Here is a 20,366-nt window from a genome sequence, read left to right as displayed (position 1 = left end):
CAGAATATAACTTCTGTCCTTATGTGCTATTTATAAATTAAAATTTAGGTTGGTCTTGGCTCTTATATAAAAACCTTCTCCCAAATAGGATTATAGTCATCAATATTATGGATGATGATATTCCTATTGCAAGTGCTGGATTTGTAACATCTACAACTGCACCAAAAAATAATTCTCCCAACGGAACTGCTATTGTACATACCATAGATATTACCGACTGTATCCTGCCCATCATATTAAGAGGAACTGTCTTTTGTATCACAGTTTCAAACACTATATTGCATAATGTAGCTATCATCATTATTATAAAGCAAATTATGATTACCGTTATAAAAGGTATTATGCTAGTCGCAAAAATATTTAAATAGGGTTTTGAAACAAACACTGCAAGTAAACCTATTGCTACCGATATGGCTATTCCACTCCAAAATAAAAGCTTGTTTATTCCAAATTTTTTGGATATTCTTCCGGATATTATTGAGCCAATAATTCCGGAAATAATTATAGTTATACGAAGCATCGAGTATTGCATGCCGTTACCTGATAAAACTTCTGTCGAAATATACGGCAGACCAATTTTAAATATAGGATTAAATGCAAAATTTATAAAAATCATTATAAACAAAAGATTAAATATCAAATTCTCTCCTTTAATATAATTCATACCTTCTTTAAAATCTGACATAAATATCTTTAAATCTGTTTTCTCATTCTTTACATTATCTTTAGGTATGTTTATAAAAATTTCGCTAATAGCCGAAATTATAAAACTTATGGAATTTAATATAAATATAATACCTATTCCAAAATTATCATACAATATTGCACCAATAGTAAGTGCCAATATATCCGAAATAGTCATAAGCAAAGTGTTTATGGAATTTGCATCTATTAATTCATTTTTTTTCATTATGGACGGAATTACAGTTTGAACCGCAGGATTGTCAATAACCGATGTTGTAGTTAGTATAATTACAATCATATATATATCTATTAAATTTAAATTACCCTTTACGTAAAAAACAACTGAATATATTAAAACTACAATGCCGCTCACTAAATCCGTTCCAATCATAATTCCTTTTCTATTAAACCTATCTGCCAAAACCCCGGAAATTGGTCCGAAAATAAGTTTGGGAATTATTGTTATAGCTGTAACTGAAGCAAATTTGATAGTTGAATGTGTTATAGCGAGAACATATAGCGCCAATGCAAAATTTTGCATTGATGTTCCTATAAGAGATGTCATATTTCCAAACATAAGCAGGAAAAAATCCTTTTGCTTTAATAATTTTATATTCATAAAAAATCATCTCCGCTTCTATACCAATAACAGCGCTTTCTAAAACATTATTACATGAATTTATACATTCATTTCTCCAACTAAATAAATACATACCCATCATAATCCATTTTGCCCAAATCACTTGTATAGTACCAGCCATCTTTTATAACTTTAGAAGTAGCTTCATCATCATTTAAATATCCAACCATGACATTTAGAATAGTTACATTACTTCACTGGTATTTATCCTATTCTGTTTCAATACTGCTTAAACACTTTATTATCTCACCATAATAGGATTCAAATGTCGGATACTTATCTCTGTTTTTTTCATAATTTTCAAGGGAATTACATACTTCTTCTATATATATAAAACCTTTTTCTTTTTCGAGTTCTATTACTCTCCTATAATAGTCTTCTCCTTCATATTTGTTAATAAGCCTTGCTACTGCGGTTCTTACTATATATTCATCTAGAAAAGTCTCTACTGTTCCAATTGAGTTCTTTTGCATATCACTCTGTACTTCTTTAAACAGTTTAACTAATTTATAATTTTTATTTATTTTGTCTTTATCCTTAAAAACTAATGGGTTTATAAACGAATGACTAAACTCATGATATTCTATATATTTTGGTAAATCTTCTATGTAAAATAAAAGATTATTATTCTTCATATCTATAGGTCCCATAATGCAATATATATCATCTAATTCTTCTTCATCTTCTATTTTAATTCCATATCCTCCCGCCTGTATTAGAGGTGCCAGAATAACATTGTACGATTTTTGTTCAATACCATAGTACTGCTCCAAATTTTCTTTAATGTTAACAATATCAACAATTTTTTCATAAGCAGCCACATACTTTCTATAACAATCTTCGTTTGAATCAAAAAAATCATCAAATTTGCTTACACTGATAAAATCATTTAATTGATGAATGAAATCGTTTGTTTTATTTTTATCCTTAAAAAAAATACCAATTTGATCCTGTTTATTATATAATTTTTCATCAAATGATAATAATTCTTTATTATAATTACAGCAAAGCATAAAATAAATCAGCTTTCCATAGCCAAACCCTTCTAAATTATATTTTTTAAACGATTTTATTGCAGGGCAGTCCCTATATTCATTAAAATAATCTAATACATTATTTTTATAATCAAATGTTAATCTTGTGAGAGGTTTAACTCCCGCGAGAGTTTGAATTATCGAGATTAATTCAATCCTCGGGTCTACAGACACGGTTACTGTTCCTTTCTCATATTTAACTACATTTACTTCTTTTTCGCAGCCAGAGATGAAAACCAATATGGCTAAAATTATAATTAAAATACAGTTTATTTTCCTTTTCATTATGAAAATGCCGCCTTTCTGTTTTCATGACTTTCCGATAAAAAATTATCATCAAAATTGAATGCTTTATCTGCTATATTCAGTAAATCTCTGTCATGGGTTATTATAATTATTATTTTTTCTTTTTTGCAACGGTTTAATATGTTAATCAATTTTATCTTGGATTTACTGTCCAAAGCAGAAGTGGGCTCGTCTAACAACATAACATCGGCAGGTTTATATAAAGCTCTAATCAGAGAAACCTTTTGCTTTTCTCCTCCGGACATTTTCAACTCGTCTTGAAGGGATGCATCTTCCCTTTTACAGAACTCCTCCATAGGTTTTTCAAACAGTTCATTGAATAAATCCAATATTTTATTTCTATCAACATTATCTAATCCCAAAGTCAGATTCTCATATAAATCATTGCTTATCAGAACCGGCTCTTGCTCAAGAAAACTAAGATTGTATTTTCGTGTATCCGTAACGGATATGTTTTTGATATCTATACCGTTATAATATATATTTCCTTCATAGTCATGATTTACTCCGGATAATATATCTAAAATAGTTGATTTTCCCGTACCGTTTTTACCTGATATACAGTAGATATTACCCTTTTTCAAATTGATATTTACGTTTTCAAAGAGTACATTATTTTCAATTTTATACGATAACCCGCATATTTTTATTGAATCTACGGATTGTATATTCACAACGCCGTCTTTATTTTCTTCAATATTAAAGATTTCCTTTAATCTATTATATGAAACCAAAGCTTTCTGATACTCGCTTCCGAAAGAAAAAATAACAACCAGTGCCTGAAGCAAATTAGACTGATAATTATTTAATATCGTAAAATCCCCCAAAGTCATTTCATGATTAATAATTCTAAGACCGCCGTAAAAAATCAGTATAATAGTACAAATATTTGTCATAACATTTATTAATTGTGAATACATGGTGTCAATATGAACAAACTCCAGGGTTTTACGGTATTTATTTTTATATCTGCTTGCAAATTTTTTCGAAAACAACTCATACCACGAATTTCGTGATATGGTTTCCTTAAATCTCAAATATTTATTCTGAAATGAAAAATATTTATTCTCTTCTTCCACTAAAGATAGATATTTCTTGTAGATTAATTTTTTCAATAAGAAGTATATAATCGCACTTAAAGAAATGATTGAAATGATCATTAAGGAAATCCCTACATCCGTATTTATCATTATATATAAGATAACGACAGACTTAAATATGGCATCCGATATAGAAATCACACTGTTAACCGTAAAATTCGATACGGTTTTGCAGTCCGTATCAATTTGGCTGACAAGATGAGCTGAATCCTTAACGATATTTTTATTGGGAACCTTCATCAAATGTTCATAGACTTGGTTTTTTATTGAATATTCTACATCATTTATTATCATGGTTGACAAAATTCTTAAAAAATATGTAATAATAATGGACAGTAAAAGAAGCACTATGAATTTTACGGTAAAATCATATATATATCGTTTATCCATCTGTATCAATGCATCAATATACCTTCCAAGGATAAACGTCCTATAAATTATTATACATTCCAATATCATACATAAAATAAAATAGATAATATTTTTTATCTTCACTCTATTAAAATTTTTCCATACGTTTATTATCATAGTTCAGTCACACCTTCGTATAGTCACATTATATTGATTTTCAATCATATTTGATATTTATTCATATTTGTACTATTCTGTCTCAATATTGCTTAAGCACTTTATTATCTCACCATAATAGGATTCAAATGTCGGATACTTATCTCTGTTTTTTTCATAATTTTCAAGGGAATCACATACTTCTTCTATATATATAAAGCCATTTTCTTTTTCAAGCTCTATTACTCTTTTATAATCCTCTTCTCCTTCGTATTTGCTAATAAGTCTTGCTACTACGGATCTTACTATAAGTTCATTTAAAAATCCTTCTATATTTCCATAATCCTGTCTTTTCATATCGCCTCCTACTTTTTCCAATAATTTACTTAATTTATAGTTCTCATTTATTTTATTTTTATTCTTAGAAAATAAGGGATTTACAAACGAATGACTAAACTCATGATATTCTATATATTTCGGAAGATTTTCTATATAAAATAAAAGATCGTTATTTTTCATATCTATAGGTCCCATAATACAATATATATCATTTAATTTTTCTTCATTTTTTATATTAATTCCATATCCCCCAGCTAATATCAAAGGTACTAAAATGACATTATATGATTTTTGTCCAACACCGTAATACTGTTCCAATCTTTTTTTAGCATCAACAATATTAACAATTTTTTCATAATTGGATATATAACCAGCATAGCGGTTCTTGTTTGAATCAAAAAAATTATCAAATTTGCTTGCACTGATGAAATCGTTTAACTGATGAATGAAATTATCTATTTTATTTTTATCCTTTGAAAAAATATTAAAATCAAGTTGATCCTGTTTATTATATAATTCTTCATCAAACGATAATAATCCTTTATTGTAATTACAGCAGAGTATAAAATACATAGGTCTTTGATAGTTAAACCCTTTTGAATCATATTCTTTAAACAGTTTTACCGCTGGATGATCTTTATATTCATTAAAATAATCCAGTACATCATCTTTATAGTCAAATGTTAATCTTGTAAGATGTTTAACTCCCGCGAGGGTTTGAATGATTGAAATCAATTCAATCCTCGGGTCTACTGACACGGTTACTTTTCCTTCCCCATATTTAACTACATTTATTTCTTTTTCACAGCCGGATATGAAAACCAATATAGCTAAAATTATAATTAAAATACTGCTTATTTTCTTTTTCATTATGGAACTCCCTTTCTTCTATTTTACTTCCGGCAATGAACCTTCTCTCTTTTCTTCCGACCAAACGATATAATATTTCTTCAATATATCTTTCATAATTCCCAAATTTCTGTAACAACAGGATTTGTTACCATTATATAATCTCGTACGAGGGCACCCTCCGTTACATAACGATAAATATTTACATTCTCTACATTCATCCGGAATATCCATATAAATGTACTTTAAAAAATTCTTATTTATTCTTGAAGTTTTGCCAACACTTCCAACCTTATACTTATCTATACCAACTTCTTCCCAGCACTTATAATAGTTCCCATGTGGATCAATAACCGCACCATACAGTTGCTGTGCTCCACAGGCAATTGCCATAGACCTCGGATAAAAATTTTTAATAGATTTTCTGTTTAATTCAAACAATTTATCCACAAAATTCTGTTCAATCTTATTGAAATCCAGAACAGAATAGCAAGAAGCTAAGGAACATCTATTTTTATCCTCTACTCTGGCAATATAAGTATTTACATTTTTTTCATCTTTCCAATTCATCTCGTACAAAAAATAATCCAACAATTTATCAATCTCATTACTGTTATCTTTATCAACATTTACTCTTATTGACACTTTGAAAAAATCTTTAATGCTGTCTATATTATTGACTATAGTATTAAAACTGTTAATATTCTTATCCAAGGAAATCCTACGTTTATTATGGGTTTCTTCAAGCCCGTCTATTGTAACTTGGGCACCGGATACTTTACATTTATTTTTTAATAACTCGGCAGTCTCCCTGTTCAATTTTAATCCGTTAGTTACAATAAATGAATAATAAGGTACATCATTATCCTCACAAATTTTTATTAACTTTTCGCTCATATATTCAACAATATCTAATGCCAGCAGCGGTTCTCCACCATACCAACAAATATCTAAAAATTTCTTGTCCTTTATATTGTTTTTAACATTATCAACTATTTTATCTGCCACATCTATAGTCATATTTGTTTTATCGTGTCTCTCATAGCAGTAAGGACAAGCCATATTACAGTCCATCGTCACTGCAATCGTATATCCCATGCCTAAATTATTGTATTTTGATATTTCTCCGTTTAATTTCAAAATATCCATTTCATCAACATCATCTTCTATTATTAATCCATACTTATAAAGATCCTTGGTAATAACATCATTTTCCAAATCGATATCTGTTAAGGATATACTTTTTAGTCTTCCATAATACTCTTCATTTAATTTTACGTATACACAACGGAGAGAATTAAATAAAAGAACAAAATTATCGGTTCTATCAATTTCTATATTATAAAAAGATTCTTTATATTTCATTGCCACAACTCCTTTCTTTATTTATAGGCATTTAGGATCAATGATCCTAAATGCCTATGTCATTAAGCATGAACAATACATATTTTCTCACAATATATGCAACCTGGAACATGTACTGTACACTTAGTACCACAACTAAAATCTCCTTCACACGGTGCATTGTAATCAGGAGTAATCATTCCTGCATTAATAATTTCCATAATCTCAACCCTCCTTTCTTTTTTTTAATTGGGGTCTAATAGCTTAAGTTATTAATTATATCAATTTATAAAATTATAAATTGATTATCCCTTCTTTTTTAATTAATTCGAATAGTTCGAATATTTTTTATATAATTTACACAAAATATAATATTAAATATTGAGAACACATAAATCCTCTATATTATTACTTGATTCATATATAACACAATGAATACAATCTACAGGACAATTTGTAATGCAACCACCATTGTCTGGACAGTTGGCATGGTAATCCGGAGTAATCATTCCTGCATTAATAATTTCCATGATCACACACCTTCTTTTAAATAACTTCACTACCACTTTTCCAACCCCTATATCGTTTTCCTAATTTTAATTTTATCATCTTATAAAAATATATCAATATACTTTAAACGAACAACACCTCCATCGGTGTGAACGACATCTACGGCTAATCGAACGTCACTTTAACGGAGGTGAAGGATATTTTTGTTATATGGGTTCTACTTTTTAAAAAAATCTCTGTATTTCCTTCCGATAGGAAGAGCAATACCTACATTTTTAAGTTTGATCACATCTGTACCTTCAAATTCTTCTACGTATTTTGTGTTTACTATATATTCTCTATGGCATCTTACAAAGCCTTCTGCCAATTGGGCCATAAGCCTTTCCATGGTAAATTTATAGGAAGGGACTTCAATTTCTTTATTAATAGTGTGTATAAATACGGAACCTTTATTTGATTCGATATAAATAATCTCTCCTTTATTTATAACATAGCTATGTCCCTTATGATATAATACAATATGATTTTTGCGGTCATCATCTTTTTCGGTTTCACCGTCAAATACTTCCAAGGCTTTCCTTATTTCCCTTTCCGGTAAAAGCTTAATATCACTGCAGCTCATTCCTGATATATCAAATTTCTTCACGGGAACGGAAACTATAAAAAATATCGGCGTTAATTTATGATTTTCCGTCTCCCTTATCTTTTTAGCCAGTTCAATTCCCGTACAGCTTTTAAATTCCATACCCAGCAGAAACAAGTCATAATGATTGATTTTTATATATTTTAAAGCTTCTTTGGCATGTTTTGTTATAGTGATATTTAAATCATTGCGTATATATCTTGCCGTATCTGCCAGACTTTCAGCAACAGCTGATTCCTCCTCCGCAATCAGCAGATTACTCATTTAAATACCCCCTTTTCCCCGATGTTTTAAATTTTTTTACTTTTGGTAATATTAAATTCTACATTATTTTTACATTTCCTCTAAAAAAATTAAAATAAATATGAATTTTTCTTAATTCATACTTATAAGTATATAACAAGTTACTTTTCACTTTTTTATATCTCGCAGAAACATATCCTTCATTTCATGATTACTGCCGTTTGTTTATATACTTGTCGATTTCCAGTGCGGCATATGGACTTCCTCCAGCATTTCTCACGGTTTCTTTCATCAATTGTATTTTGGAACGTATATTTACATCATTTAAAACAGCTATTGTAGTATCTCTAAGCTGCTCAGGAGTTAAAGCTCTTTTATTTAAGCGTATTCCGAGATTAAGTTCGACAATCCTATCTGCAATAGTTGGTTGGTCATTTGCCAGAGGAATAGCAATAATGGGAACACTATAATACATTGCCTCGTTTACACTGTTCATACCTTTGTATCCAAAATTTTGTTTAAAAGCAACTTTATATTTCTGCCTTTGATATTCATGTCATCTTCCGTATCATCGTGTATAATAGCACTTACTCCAAACAAAAGAAAACCGGTCAATTGATGGATATCCGATAACGGAGTATGCAGCTTTTTTTCTTTGACTCCTTCAATAAGAAGTTCTTCAAATAAAGGGATCATTTTTTTCAAAGTCATTGAATGTAAAATACTCATGATATCAGGATTTGTTTTCTCAGTATACATTAAACTATGCTCTAAAAGAGATTCTGACAATCCTTCAAAAATACAATCCAACTTTTCTTCAAAAGATAAAACCGGATCTTTAATAATCTTATCAACTTTATCAATATATTTTTTGTTATATTTCTCCAGAGCCGCCTCATATATTTCGTTCTTTGATTCAAAGTAATGATAAAACATGCCTATTTCCCCATTTGCCTCTTTCAATATAGAACGCACGGACGTTCTCTCATATCCTTTTTCTAAAAATTGTTTTAGAGCGATATCTATAAGCTCTTGTTTTCTTATATCAGGCGGTTTTACAATTCGTGACATAATTTACTCCTTTCTAATATACAGAATAATGTTCTCTAAATTTATTGTATTAAAAGAACATTGTTCTGTCAATAACAAAAATATTTGTTACTAGGACATTCAGCATTTTGCCCTGCCCAGTACTGATTTCCCGTTTCAGTTTCCGCAACAGCAAAAGTAATGCTTTGTCCTGCAGGCTTTGCTTCTACTTGTTCATTTTCTTTTGGTACGACCTTTTCACTTCAACTCTCTTTGCTGCTTGATTATTTCTCAAACAGGAAATATAATAGAGGAAAAGACAACGAAATGGAGAGGAAGCCGTGATGAAATATAAAAAGATAGTCAGCCGAGAAAGGAGGCGCTGTGTATCAAAAATTTCATTTATAAGCATAAACTTTTGAATGTTATACTGGCGGCGTTTCTTACGGTTCTTGCGCTGATGGTGCTTGTTAGGCTGCCGGAGAACCCCGAAAGTGTCACAGTTACGGAGCAAAATAGCGTTTACGACCTGACCGGAATCACAAATTCGGATGTTACCCTGATCCGCCTTGCTCCCGGCAATACTTACTACCCTAATATCTACCTGACACCTGAAAGCATGAATACCTCCATACCTGAAAACGTTGACCGTTACGATAAAATCAGGGCGGATTATCTCTCCCAGCGGTTTGTTCTGCTCCTTCCTAACAACAGCGATACATATACTCTCACTTTCAAACTGTCCGGCCGCCATGCCATGCGTGTTTATGTGAACGGCAGGCTGGCTGCTCAAACCGGACATCCCGGAACCACAAAGCAAGATACGGAGATTTGGGAAAACAATATTACCTTCAGCGCTGCCGCCGTAAACGGAAAAATGGACATCATTCTTCACAGTGCGCAGTTTTATCATGCCAAGAGAGGCGCTTCCCTCGCGATACTGAGCCTGAGCAAGGCAGGTGTGGACACAGAACCCTTTGCTTCGGATCGTATCAAGGGCCTGTTAGTCATGGGTGCGCTGCTGAGTGCAGCAGTATCGCTGATGGGTATTTATCTGATGCTGGCGCACACAAAGGCAACTCTATATTTTGCTATGGCCTGTATTGCCATGTCCCTGCGGGAATGTGTGCAAAGTCAGGCGTGGACGTATTTCCCCATTTCCGGTAACATCTCCTTTATGCTGGAATATTTAAGCGTAGTACTGCTGACGATTTTTCTTTCCCTATATCTTGGACAATATGCATTGGAAAAATTTCTGAAAAGCGTTCAATATACCGCTCTCGTCGGCTCCGGCATCTACGGCATATGTGTACTGTTTGGTGATTCAATTTTCTATACCTCTGTGTTGAAATATTATCAACTGCTGCTCCTTTTGTGCATCATTCCGGGCGTTGCCGGATTGTTCTGGAAGCTACGCCGTCCCGCCAAAGAGCAGGCGGTGGCGCTGTACGGTATTGCCGTGTTTTTTCTTTCTGCTGTGGCAGATATTGTAATGTACCTTGACGTTTTCGGCAATACGGAGGTAAACCGACCGGTCAGCGAGGCGACTATGCTGATTTTCGCACTGGCGCAAGCTTTTTCCCTGTATCTGATGAATAACCGGGTACTGGCCGAAGCCAGAGAAGTGGAACAGAAGTTGGTAGCAGAAAAAGCCGCTTTGGAGAGCCTAGACAGGATGAAAACGGAATTTTTAGGAAATATATCCCATGAACTGAAAACACCGTTGGCGGTAATCTCCGGCTATGCACAAAACGCCGAACGGCAACTTCTGGCATCGCCGCCGGAAACCGCCGATGCAGCCGGAAAAATGAAAGTCATTTCCTCCGAAGCTAAGAGACTTGGACTTATGGTAGGACAAATTCTCGACATAACCCGCATTGAAGAAGGACGCATGAATATAGAAACAAAGGTCTGCGGCGCAGACGAACTCATCAACGTCGCCATTTCCACCTACTACCCCATGCTAAACAAGAACAATAACCGCTTGGAGGTGCAGATCGAAGAAGGACTACCAGATGTGCTGGCCGATCCCGTCCGTGTTTCACAGGTGCTTGCCAACCTGATTTCCAATGCTGTCCGCTTCACAGCAGACGGAAAGATCACCGTGTCCGCAAAGGAGGAAGGCAACTTTGTGGCAATCCGTGTGGCCGACACCGGAACAGGCATCATCCGGGAATTACTGCCCTTTATCTTTGACCGGTATGTGACAAAACAAAAATCCGGCAGCGGTCAGGATACCGGCACCGGACTTGGTCTTTATATCTGCAGGCACATTGTGGAGGCCCATGGCGGAACGATTTCCGTGGAAAGCGAGGAAGGAAAAGGGACAACCTTTCGCTTCACCATCCCCGTTGCATGACGCTCAGTACCGTACCTTGCTGAAGATGTACCCTTCTTTACCGCTACTTCGGATTTCAAACCAACCATCCCTTTCTACGCCCATGCCCAGCTTTTTGCGTAGATTAGTGATATGTACCGTGATAGTCCGGGAAGTGTTGTCGGCGGATTCTCCCCAGGCGCGGCGGTAAATTTCCTCTCGGCTGAGCCTTTGCCCGGGAAACTGCACAAAACAGATGAGCAACTGCAATTCTTTTTTTGTCAGACTCACGGGACTGCCGGATAAGGTTACTTCTCCGGTCAAGGTGTCTATAACAAGAGGCGGCAGCTCAAGTATCCGTTCCGCCGTGATTCCGGCTCGGCGAAGCTGCGCTGCTATTCTGGCGCCCAACACGTTCATATCATAGGGCTTGGTGACATAATCGTCACCGCCTCGAAGCAAGCCCTTTACAACGCTCTCATTTTCATCCCTGCCTGTCAGGTAGATGATGGGGGCGTTGGTTTTTTTGCGCAGCTCTATGCAATAATCCCAACCCAGGCCATCGGGCAGCATCACATCCAGTAGAATCAGGTCAGGGGCGTGTTCCTCAAGCAGAAATCGCGCCTGGGCGATAGTAGATGCGCTTACCACATCATAGCCTTCGTTCTCCAGATACTCCCGGTTCATGAAAAGCACGTTCACTTCATCCTCGACCATCAGTATTTTCGCCTTTTCCATCTCATCACCCCGATCCCATTTTGAATTTTCTGCCTAAAATTATACCATATTTTAACGATTTTGGTAAGCGAAAAATTTTTTCAAAAAAACTGCTAAGATTTCTTAGCAATTTACACAGGAGGAAACGGTTGCGCTACACTTAAAATAGTTCCGCAGGAAATCATGCAGGAACGAACATAAGGAGGTAAAAGAACATGGCGAAAATCAGCTATGTTGCAACTTGTGCCGACCCCGAAGGGGGAACGCTTGGCACACTGCTGGATATTCATTTCCACAACGGGCAGGTCCTGCTGCTTTCCCTGAAATCCAAGCAGGATGATCCTGACTTTCTGCGCCTATACCGAAACGGGAAACTGTCTTTCCCCGAAACGGACGGCGAGGGCATCTACTGGCGGGATGGCCCCCGGCTATCTCTTTCAGAAGTCATGGAAATGGCAAGGGAGACATAAGTATGGCAAAAAAAATTGTAAAGGTGGAGGCACTTGATGAGCAATCCGAATGTATTTCCGTAGAACTGGCAAACGGCAGCATCATCGTGCTGGAACTTGCCTCCAAGCACGATGACCCACTGTTTGCTGAGATTAAGGAGCTTTTCCGCCCAAAGACGGACGGAGAACGTGTCTATTGGGCCAACGGTGCAAGCCTGACACTGGATGAAATCATGGAAATGCTGGAGAACGAAGCAGAATCTTGATTCCACCGCAAAGAATGGAGGTAATGCAAAATATGAACCAAACAGTTAAACGAATCGGAAACCTGTTTCTGTCCGTGTGCATGGCACTAACCCTGCTGCCGGCAGCAGCGTTTGCTGAGGATGTAACCGCACCCCAAATTAGCGTAACCGTGGCGGAAGCGGTAACGCTGATGACGCGTAGAGCCGTTCAACCAATGAGCTATGAGGCGGGGGAGATTCAGATTTCACAGCAACCCACGTCAAGTCTGACTGCGCCTTATGGTGAAAGCCCCGGCACAATCTCCGTCACGGCAACCGCTACCAACGATGCGCCTATAGAGTACCAGTGGTGGATTGACAATGACAGTTATAGCTATAATGCAACTCAATGGACAGCTGCTGACACCTACACTATTCCCTCAGATTTTCTGCCCGGGGCTTACGGACTTTACTGTAAATTAAAAGCGGAGGGTTGCGCCGAGGTAGAGAGTGAGAGAACAACACTCACCATCACAAAAATGGCGTATGACGGCAAAAGGTCAGATACTGTTTTTGTAAAAGCCAATCAGGAAACCAAGAAATATGTCTACAATCTGCCTGATTTGCCCGCAAGCGATATGGAATATACTGTGAAGTCAACGGGAAACAGCTTGATTTCAGGAACACCTGTCACTGAGCGGAATGAATCAACAAACTGGAAATGGATGCTAACCTTCGACACGTCAAGCCAGGCAAACGGCGCATCGGAGGACATCGCCATGGACATCAACGGTGGCATATTATATGAAGACAGCGACTTTACGCTGACTGTAAAAGCCGTTGACAAAATCCCCGTCAGCATTACCGGTGTCACCGGAACAGATGATGAATATTCCGGAACTCCGCAGCAAGGCTACACCGGTACGCCGGATGCCGGCAATTACAAAGGTGTACTGAACCATTCCTACAAAGGAAGAAACGGCACCGAATATGGGGAGAGCGCGACTCCGCCCAGCGATGCCGGGAATTATACCGTCACCTTGTCCATACCGGAAGAATCAGATTACACCGGAACTCTTGATGTTGATTTTTCTATCAGGAAAAAGGAAATTACGGTAAAACCCATAAATTATATCATATCCCAAGGCGATTCACTTCCATCAGCAGAAGATATCTATATAAACTATATTGGATTTGTAGGTACTGATACTAAAAATAATTCCATTTCCCGGCAAGCGGTGGCAAAGTGTGAGGTCAGCGACACCAATACTCCTGGAGACAGTCCGATTACCTTTGTAACAGAAGCAGAGCTATTTCCTGAGAAAACCAAAAATTACATGCTAAAGCATGAAAATGGTACGCTTACCATACAGGCAGGTATTATCCCTGTGACAGGAATAACCCTGAACCATAACAGGTCTATCTCTTTACAGCAATACAACGCCCCGTACAGCTGATCTGACAGCTACCGTCACACCCTCCAATGCTACGGACAAAACCATAACATGGCACAGCAGCAACATGGCGGTCGCCACAGTAGACACAAACGGCAGGGTAACGGCAATCGGTAACGGTACGGCGGTCATCACCGCCACAACCAACAGCGGCGGTTTCACAGCTTCCTGTACCATAACAGTAACAACCTATACCAGCGGCGGCGGTAACAGTGGCGGTAGCTCAGACGGTTCTTCTTCGGGCAGTTCTTCTTTCGCCGGCGGTACGACTACACCTGCTGTAACAATACCTGAAAAGAAACCTGACCAGCCTGTCACAGTGGTCGTATCCGTAATGGCAACATCAGGAACAGGCGGTGCGGCCGCCAGCGCCGCCATCCCGGATAAAACCATCACAGACGCAATTGCCAAGGCACAATCTGACGCAAAATCCCAGGGCAAAACCGCAAACGGCATTTCCGTGGTGCTGAATATCACCATGCCTAGGAAAGCAACTGCGTTTACCGCAACCCTGACCCGAAATTCTCTGAACAGTCTTGTGAGCGCAGGCGTAACCAGTTTTGAAATCAACGGTTCTCCTGCGACAATGGCCTTTGACAAAAAGGCGCTGGCAGAAATTCGAGAACAGGGCAGCGGCAATATCAACATTGCCGTTGCGCCGCAGACGAATCTTTCGGCTTCGGCCAAGGAATTAATCGGCACAAGACCGGTGTATAACATCACGATAAGTTGTAGTTCCGGCAAAACGGTATCCAACTTGGACGGCGGTGTCGTTACGGTTTCCATTCCCTATACACCAGCAAAGGACGAAGTCACCAGCTACTTGTATGGGGTTTATGTAGACGCAAATGGAAACGCCATCCGCATCGCAGGCTCCGCTTACGAAGCTAACAGCAACTGCGTAATCTTTACCACAAACCATTTTTCTTTGTACGGTATCGGTTATACTGCACCAAGTGCCAAATTTACCGATATCAGAACCCATTGGGGTAAGGAAAGCATTGACTATGTGGTAGGCAAAGGGCTTCTCTCCGGCACATCGGCAACTACCTTCACGCCGGATGCAGTTATGACTCGGGAAATGCTGGTAACGGCTCTTGGCAGGCTTGCGTGCATAGATGTGAATTTTTATACGGAGAGCAGTTTCACGGATGTAAAAACAGACAGCGCTTATCGTCCTTACATTGAATGGGCATATCAGAATGGCATCATTCAGGGCATCGGCAACAGTCAATTCGCTCCAGATAGAGCAATCAGTCGTGAGGAAATTGCAGCCGTCTTCACCAACTATGCGAAAGCTACCGGCTACACTTTGCCTGTAAACCATGAGGCGACCATTTATGCGGATGCCGACCGCATCGGAAGCATGTATAAAATAGCGATAACGGCTATGCAGCAGGCCGGTATCATGATGGGCGGCACAGGCAACGAGTTCAATTCGAAATCTAACTCCACCCGCGCAGAGGTTTCATCCATGCTCTATCGCTACATCAAGCTGACCATTGGATCCTGATACCTCTCAGGGTTGGACGATAAAAGACGCCGAACTATAAGGAGGGCAAAGCCCTCACCGACATTCACACCGTCGGCGCTCTGAAAACAGGCTGAGCTAAGGACGCCGACAACTAGAAATATTACTCAGGCAAAAGATTGCTCACTGGCTGGCTGAACATAGACAACAGCAGCACGAAAAAAAACTACTACTTCGATGCCGATGGCTCCCTTGCACGGAATGCCATTATTGACGGTTATAAAATCGATGAGGACGGCATGAGAAAAAAAAATAAAACTCATCGTTGGTATTCGGGGAAAATTCTCCCCTGTACAAATAAAAATCAAGGAGGATTATAGTCATGAACCTAAAAGTTACAATTATTAGCGAAAAGCAACCACAGAGAGATCAAAAAGAAAGGTCAAGCAACAATTTCACCACGGCAGATTTTCCTGAAAATGCGAGGCTGACATTCAAAGCCTACTATGATTACGATATGGCTACACAATCGGAAGCAACAGACATTGTGTTCGACGTTAAGGCAGACAGGACTGGAAAAGACCCCGTATATTTGAAAAACATACGCTCGGGCCATGTTGCGGACAACACGCATCATCGCAACCTGTACATCGCCAATCCGCAACACGCCGAAAGCAGCTTTACGGTGGAAGTATCCGTATAAGGAATTTATAGTGAATCAACCTGTTACCTACTAATACTTTGGAAGTTATAGCAACTGTAAAAAAACAAAATTCTAAACAAAAACAGCGCACAAGCTGATAAATATCAGTTTGTGCGCTGCCAAAAAACCGAAGGGACGGTTCTTATGGCCATTTTCCCAACCGAAAGAACCGTCCCCGCGGTTTACATTCTCCTGTTTTTCATATTGTTTCTTTCTACCTGATTCCTTCCCTTTTCGCATATTCCTCAAGGTTTATATCTATAGTGTCATACACTTTCTTTTCTCTGTACATCTTTCCGTCTTTCCCTGAGAATAAATGAGCTTTTTTATCTTCTGTGGCAAACCCGTTATCGTACAGCAATCCTTTTGAAACGGATTTGTCAGACCAATATATTCTGTTTTGGTCTTCTAAGCTCAGTAATTGGCTATATTCAGGGATAGTATGGGATATATCTTCCCTTATATCCTCCAAATCCCTATATTCAATATTCAACTTGTCAGCCCAATCCATGAATAGTTCAAGATTGCTTTCTCCTATTCTCGGTTTGATTCCCGGATTTACTTTTTGAATCCTTCTGTCGGATCTTGTGAAGCTTCCCGAAGATTCATAGGAACTTCCGATAGGAATTACAACTTCTGCTTCTTTGGCTGTTTCCGTGTTGAATATATCAAATACTCCGAGGAATTCAAGTTTCTTAAATGTTTCCTTTAATTTTTTATCTGCCTTGACAGGATCTTCTCCCAAAACTATCAAGCCTTTTACCTGGCCTTTTTCAATAAGCTCTGCCACTTCTTTTCCGGAAGTTCTGAAGCCCACATCCCATGCTCCTTGACTATTGTTTTTAACTCTCATAATAATAATTCCTCTGTGAGCCTTTCCTATCTTTCCGGTCAGATATGCAGTTTCACCTAAAAGTTTTACGGCTTCATCCGTAAGAGTATCCTCTTCAACCACTATTATTGCCTTTTTAGCTTCTCCATACATCTTCGCAATAGCTTCAATATTCTTGTCAACAGATGCATCTTTTACCCACTTTTTCAATTCCTCATAACCTACGGATTTTTCTCCGATTTCCTTTTCGTTCACATATCCTTGTTCAATGAGTACTTTTATCAATCCTTTTAAGAAATTCAAATTATCCTCCGGAGAATAACTTATATCTGCAATATCATCAAGCCTTGTTCCTTCTTTAGATACTGATATTATTTTCTTTCCCTTTTTATATGCCCTTCTCATCTTCATCCCCATTACAGGATGATTTTCATATATATTCCCTAAGGAAAGAATTAAATCCGTGCTGTATATCTCATCATATCCGTTGGCAGATGCATTATATCCGAACAAGTTCTTCAAACCGTCTCCGCCCTCTAATACAAAGGACCCGGTCAAAGATGTGCCGAGTTTATCGGCAATTTTTTTCAAAACAAACAGTTCTTCCGTAGTAAATCTCGGGGAAACAAGTACTCCGATACTATCCTTGCCATACATTCCTCTTATGGATTGAAGTTTTTTAACTACATGGTTTAGTGCTAAATTCTTAGATACCTTTTCTCCGTAAACCGTCGGTTCCAATATCCTGTTTTTATTATTAACATGATCTACTCCAAATTTACCTTTCATGCAGAGGAGGCCTTCCTCCAAGTCTTCCCTCGGAGTAGTTCTGTAAATGTATTCTCCCTTGCTTTCAAGGTTCAAATTACATCCGACTCCGCAGAAAGTACATACTGAAGGAGTAGTTTTTAAATCCACCGGTACTTGCTTCTTAACAGCTGATTTTTCAATAATAGCCCCTACAGGACATGCATCCACGCACTGGCCGCAGGAAATACATTCGGTATCTCTCAAATGAAGTCCGAACTCGGGGCTTGCTATGGAATTAAATCCTCTGTCAATAAGCCCTAAAGCAGTAACTCCCACTACATCATCGCAGACTCTGATACATTTGCTGCAGAGTATACATTTATCCGGATTTCTCTCAATAAACGGATGATAATCCTCGTTATTTCTCTTATGTTTTTCTCCGTGAGCTTTGTCCGGGTCTATATCATATTCATTAATATATTTAAATAACTGACATTCAAAGTAATCCTTACATCCGCATTCCAAACATCGGCTGCCTTCCTTCATTGCCTCTTCAGCAGTCATAGTCTCATTTATGGAATGGAAATTGTTCTTTCTCTTTTCAGGGGATAATACATTGGATATAGCTCTGTCTATTCTTTCTCTGTCTGCAAAATCCTTTTCGGTTAAATCATCTTGTTTTACATAATAACTTTCTTCCAAAGGTTTGATTTCTCCTCTTAAGAAACTGTCCATTACAATGGATGCTTCCTTGCCTTGGGCTATAGCTTCTATGGCAATTTTCGGTCCCGAAACTACGTCTCCTCCTGCAAATACCTTTGGAATGTTTGTCTCATAAGTTCCTTCTTTAACCTGAATAGTATTTTTCTTGGTTACATTTAATCCCTTAATATTTCCCAAAGTTACCTGCTGGCCTATTGCCCCTATAACAGTATCCACGTCAAATACTATTTCTTCCCCTTCTATAGGAACGGGTTTTCTTCTTCCCGATGCATCGGGCTCTCCCAATTTCATCTTCTGGCATCTGATTCCTGTAACCTTGTCATCACCCGTTATCTCAATAGGAGCAACTAAATAATTAAATTCCACTCCTTCTTCTTCCGCTTCTTCAATTTCTACATCCTCTGCCGGAATTTCTTCCCTCGTTCTTCTGTATAACACGCTTACTTTATCGGCGCCCAGTCTTACGGCAGTTCTCGCTACGTCCATAGCGGTATTTCCGCCGCCTACTACTGCTACTCTTTTCCCTATTTCTGCTTTCCCGTTGGTGCTGACTTCCCTCAAAAAGTCAATTCCTCCGAGGACTCCTTTTTTGTCTTCACCTTTACATCGGATACTTGAACTCTTCCATGCACCTATTCCGATAAATACCGCGTCATAATTGTTTTTCAGGTATTCGAGGCTTATATCTTCACCGAGTTTGGTATTATATACGATTTTAACCCCCATCTTTTCAATAAGGGATATCTCCTTATCAAGAACTTCTTTGGGAAGCCTGTATTCCGGAATTCCGTATCTCAACATTCCGCCTCCGTGAGGCATTGCCTCATATATCGTTACATCATGGCCTTCCCGTCTTAAGAAAAATGCATTTGAAAGGCCGGCAGGTCCCGCGCCTACGACTGCCACCTTTTTCCCTGTATTTTCTTTTATTTCAGGAATATACTTTTCTCCAGCAAGATCCATATCCCCAGCAAAAGCTTTTAATCTTGCTATTGAGATAGGTTCTTCCACAAGCTGTCTCCTGCATGCATCTTCACAAGGATGAGGACATATTCTTCCTATACTTGCCGGTACGGGAATCTTATCCTTTATAAGTTTTAAGGCTTCATCAAACTGACCGTTAGCAATAAGCCCTACATAGCCCTGACAATCCGTATGAGCCGGACAAGCCAATACGCAAGGAGGTCTGCAGTCTCCCCTGTGATCCGACACAAGAAGCCTTAACGCTGCTTTTCTTGTATCTACTATTCTGTCCGTGTGGGTTTTTACTACCATTCCGTCTCTTACAGGAGTAGCACAGGCCCTTTGAAGTTTCGGAATACCTTCGATTTCCACAACGCAAAGTCCGCAGCCACCGTATATTTCCATTCTATTATCATAACAAAGATGTGGAATATCTATGCCGTTTTCTTCAGCGACATCCAATATACTTTTGCCGACAGTGGTTTCCACTTCTCTGCCATTTATATTAACTCTTATAACCGACATTCCATTCACT

At 37.9% G+C, this 20,366-nt stretch carries 20 protein-coding genes; 7 read left to right on the top strand and 13 right to left on the bottom strand.

Annotation, left to right across the window (positions count from 1 at the left end; translation table 11 throughout):
• Window positions 1-37: 37 nt before the first annotated feature.
• From PP176A_RS10805 to PP176A_RS10770, 10 genes are all read right to left on the bottom strand, one after another.
• Window positions 38-1,303: an MFS transporter gene (locus PP176A_RS10805; protein ID WP_071140489.1), complete on the bottom strand. Its 1,266-nt coding sequence runs from the start codon at window positions 1,301-1,303 to the stop codon at window positions 38-40.
• A 230-nt stretch (window positions 1,304-1,533) separates the two neighbouring features.
• Window positions 1,534-2,643: a DUF4932 domain-containing protein gene (locus PP176A_RS10800; RefSeq protein ID WP_071140488.1), complete on the bottom strand. Its 1,110-nt coding sequence runs from the start codon at window positions 2,641-2,643 to the stop codon at window positions 1,534-1,536.
• The gene (locus tag PP176A_RS10795; RefSeq protein WP_071140487.1) at window positions 2,643-4,292 is read right to left on the bottom strand and encodes an ATP-binding cassette domain-containing protein; all 1,650 of its coding nucleotides are present in this window, start codon (window positions 4,290-4,292) and stop codon (window positions 2,643-2,645) included. Before PP176A_RS10795 ends, PP176A_RS10800 begins: the two co-directional genes overlap by 1 nt.
• A gap of 72 nt (window positions 4,293-4,364) precedes the next feature.
• A complete protein-coding gene (locus tag PP176A_RS10790; protein WP_071140486.1) occupies window positions 4,365-5,480 on the bottom strand; it encodes a DUF4932 domain-containing protein in 1,116 nt (371 codons plus the stop codon).
• 18 nt (window positions 5,481-5,498) lie between these two features.
• Window positions 5,499-6,824 carry a radical SAM/SPASM domain-containing protein gene (locus tag PP176A_RS10785; RefSeq protein WP_071140485.1) on the bottom strand — a complete coding sequence of 442 codons (1,326 nt, stop codon included), beginning with the start codon at window positions 6,822-6,824 and terminating at the stop codon, window positions 5,499-5,501.
• 62 nt (window positions 6,825-6,886) lie between these two features.
• The gene (locus PP176A_RS16250) at window positions 6,887-7,024 is read right to left on the bottom strand and encodes a hypothetical protein (RefSeq protein WP_159429061.1); all 138 of its coding nucleotides are present in this window, start codon (window positions 7,022-7,024) and stop codon (window positions 6,887-6,889) included.
• Between the two features lie 153 nt (window positions 7,025-7,177).
• Window positions 7,178-7,369: a hypothetical protein gene (locus PP176A_RS16065; RefSeq protein ID WP_143037688.1), complete on the bottom strand. Its 192-nt coding sequence runs from the start codon at window positions 7,367-7,369 to the stop codon at window positions 7,178-7,180.
• A 161-nt stretch (window positions 7,370-7,530) separates the two neighbouring features.
• Window positions 7,531-8,220 carry a LytR/AlgR family response regulator transcription factor gene (locus tag PP176A_RS10780; protein ID WP_071140484.1) on the bottom strand — a complete coding sequence of 230 codons (690 nt, stop codon included), beginning with the start codon at window positions 8,218-8,220 and terminating at the stop codon, window positions 7,531-7,533.
• A 190-nt stretch (window positions 8,221-8,410) separates the two neighbouring features.
• The gene (locus PP176A_RS10775) at window positions 8,411-8,695 is read right to left on the bottom strand and encodes a hypothetical protein (protein ID WP_071140483.1); all 285 of its coding nucleotides are present in this window, start codon (window positions 8,693-8,695) and stop codon (window positions 8,411-8,413) included.
• Window positions 8,692-9,270 carry a TetR/AcrR family transcriptional regulator gene (locus PP176A_RS10770; RefSeq protein ID WP_071140482.1) on the bottom strand — a complete coding sequence of 193 codons (579 nt, stop codon included), beginning with the start codon at window positions 9,268-9,270 and terminating at the stop codon, window positions 8,692-8,694. Before PP176A_RS10770 ends, PP176A_RS10775 begins: the two co-directional genes overlap by 4 nt.
• Window positions 9,271-9,646: 376 nt before the next feature.
• Here PP176A_RS10770 and PP176A_RS10765 point away from each other — a divergent pair, with 376 nt between their 5' ends.
• Window positions 9,647-11,587, top strand: coding sequence for a sensor histidine kinase (locus PP176A_RS10765; protein WP_200796131.1), 1,941 nt, complete (start codon window positions 9,647-9,649; stop codon window positions 11,585-11,587).
• A 3-nt stretch (window positions 11,588-11,590) separates the two neighbouring features.
• Here the strand turns inward: PP176A_RS10765 and PP176A_RS10760 are convergent, their stop codons facing one another.
• Window positions 11,591-12,283, bottom strand: a complete 693-nt coding sequence (locus tag PP176A_RS10760; RefSeq protein ID WP_071140480.1) for a response regulator transcription factor — start codon at window positions 12,281-12,283, stop codon at window positions 11,591-11,593.
• Window positions 12,284-12,477: 194 nt separating this feature from the next.
• Here PP176A_RS10760 and PP176A_RS10755 point away from each other — a divergent pair, with 194 nt between their 5' ends.
• From PP176A_RS10755 to PP176A_RS10735, 6 genes are all read left to right on the top strand, one after another.
• A complete protein-coding gene (locus tag PP176A_RS10755) occupies window positions 12,478-12,732 on the top strand; it encodes a hypothetical protein (RefSeq protein ID WP_083381917.1) in 255 nt (84 codons plus the stop codon).
• Window positions 12,733-12,734: 2 nt separating this feature from the next.
• Window positions 12,735-12,977, top strand: a complete 243-nt coding sequence (locus tag PP176A_RS10750; protein ID WP_071140479.1) for a hypothetical protein — start codon at window positions 12,735-12,737, stop codon at window positions 12,975-12,977.
• Between the two features lie 32 nt (window positions 12,978-13,009).
• On the top strand, window positions 13,010-14,392 hold the full coding sequence (locus PP176A_RS10745; protein WP_071140478.1) for an alpha amylase C-terminal domain-containing protein: 1,383 nt from the start codon (window positions 13,010-13,012) through the stop codon (window positions 14,390-14,392).
• Entirely contained in the window at window positions 14,346-15,902 is a 1,557-nt protein-coding gene (locus PP176A_RS10740; protein WP_306341341.1) for an S-layer homology domain-containing protein, read from the top strand. Before PP176A_RS10745 ends, PP176A_RS10740 begins: the two co-directional genes overlap by 47 nt.
• A gap of 137 nt (window positions 15,903-16,039) precedes the next feature.
• The gene (locus tag PP176A_RS16060) at window positions 16,040-16,240 is read left to right on the top strand and encodes a hypothetical protein (RefSeq protein ID WP_143037687.1); all 201 of its coding nucleotides are present in this window, start codon (window positions 16,040-16,042) and stop codon (window positions 16,238-16,240) included.
• A 2-nt stretch (window positions 16,241-16,242) separates the two neighbouring features.
• Complete coding sequence (locus PP176A_RS10735; protein ID WP_071140476.1) at window positions 16,243-16,563, top strand: hypothetical protein; 321 nt, start codon at window positions 16,243-16,245, stop codon at window positions 16,561-16,563.
• A 72-nt stretch (window positions 16,564-16,635) separates the two neighbouring features.
• Here PP176A_RS10735 and PP176A_RS16245 read toward each other — a convergent pair whose 3' ends face one another.
• Window positions 16,636-16,803, bottom strand: coding sequence for a hypothetical protein (locus tag PP176A_RS16245; protein ID WP_159429060.1), 168 nt, complete (start codon window positions 16,801-16,803; stop codon window positions 16,636-16,638).
• Window positions 16,778-20,356, bottom strand: a complete 3,579-nt coding sequence (locus PP176A_RS10730) for an NAD(P)-binding protein (protein ID WP_071140475.1) — start codon at window positions 20,354-20,356, stop codon at window positions 16,778-16,780. Before PP176A_RS10730 ends, PP176A_RS16245 begins: the two co-directional genes overlap by 26 nt.
• Between the last annotated feature and the right edge of the window lie 10 nt (window positions 20,357-20,366).

This window comes from Sporanaerobacter sp. PP17-6a, from assembly GCF_900095615.1.
In the GTDB taxonomy this organism is placed as follows: domain Bacteria; phylum Bacillota; class Clostridia; order Tissierellales; family Acidilutibacteraceae; genus Acidilutibacter; species Acidilutibacter cellobiosedens.
This window is presented reverse-complemented; position numbering and strand designations above follow the sequence as displayed.

Excerpts from the sequence above, each read along its gene's own strand:
- PP176A_RS10730 (WP_071140475.1), bottom strand. The coding sequence starts at position 20,356 with ATGTCGGTTATAAGAGTTAATATAAATGGCAGAGAAGTGGAAACCACT.
- PP176A_RS10745 (WP_071140478.1), top strand. The coding sequence starts at position 13,010 with ATGAACCAAACAGTTAAACGAATCGGAAACCTGTTTCTGTCCGTGTGC.
- PP176A_RS10755 (WP_083381917.1), top strand. The coding sequence starts at position 12,478 with ATGGCGAAAATCAGCTATGTTGCAACTTGTGCCGACCCCGAAGGGGGA.
- PP176A_RS10800 (WP_071140488.1), bottom strand. The coding sequence starts at position 2,643 with ATGAAAAGGAAAATAAACTGTATTTTAATTATAATTTTAGCCATATTG.
- PP176A_RS10735 (WP_071140476.1), top strand. The coding sequence starts at position 16,243 with ATGAACCTAAAAGTTACAATTATTAGCGAAAAGCAACCACAGAGAGAT.
- PP176A_RS16245 (WP_159429060.1), bottom strand. The coding sequence starts at position 16,803 with ATGCGAAAAGGGAAGGAATCAGGTAGAAAGAAACAATATGAAAAACAG.
- PP176A_RS10780 (WP_071140484.1), bottom strand. The coding sequence starts at position 8,220 with ATGAGTAATCTGCTGATTGCGGAGGAGGAATCAGCTGTTGCTGAAAGT.
- PP176A_RS10775 (WP_071140483.1), bottom strand. The coding sequence starts at position 8,695 with ATGAACAGTGTAAACGAGGCAATGTATTATAGTGTTCCCATTATTGCT.
- PP176A_RS10790 (WP_071140486.1), bottom strand. The coding sequence starts at position 5,480 with ATGAAAAAGAAAATAAGCAGTATTTTAATTATAATTTTAGCTATATTG.
- PP176A_RS10805 (WP_071140489.1), bottom strand. The coding sequence starts at position 1,303 with ATGAATATAAAATTATTAAAGCAAAAGGATTTTTTCCTGCTTATGTTT.
- PP176A_RS10760 (WP_071140480.1), bottom strand. The coding sequence starts at position 12,283 with ATGGAAAAGGCGAAAATACTGATGGTCGAGGATGAAGTGAACGTGCTT.
- PP176A_RS16250 (WP_159429061.1), bottom strand. The coding sequence starts at position 7,024 with ATGGAAATTATTAATGCAGGAATGATTACTCCTGATTACAATGCACCG.
- PP176A_RS10750 (WP_071140479.1), top strand. The coding sequence starts at position 12,735 with ATGGCAAAAAAAATTGTAAAGGTGGAGGCACTTGATGAGCAATCCGAA.
- PP176A_RS10795 (WP_071140487.1), bottom strand. The coding sequence starts at position 4,292 with ATGATAATAAACGTATGGAAAAATTTTAATAGAGTGAAGATAAAAAAT.
- PP176A_RS10785 (WP_071140485.1), bottom strand. The coding sequence starts at position 6,824 with ATGAAATATAAAGAATCTTTTTATAATATAGAAATTGATAGAACCGAT.
- PP176A_RS10770 (WP_071140482.1), bottom strand. The coding sequence starts at position 9,270 with ATGTCACGAATTGTAAAACCGCCTGATATAAGAAAACAAGAGCTTATA.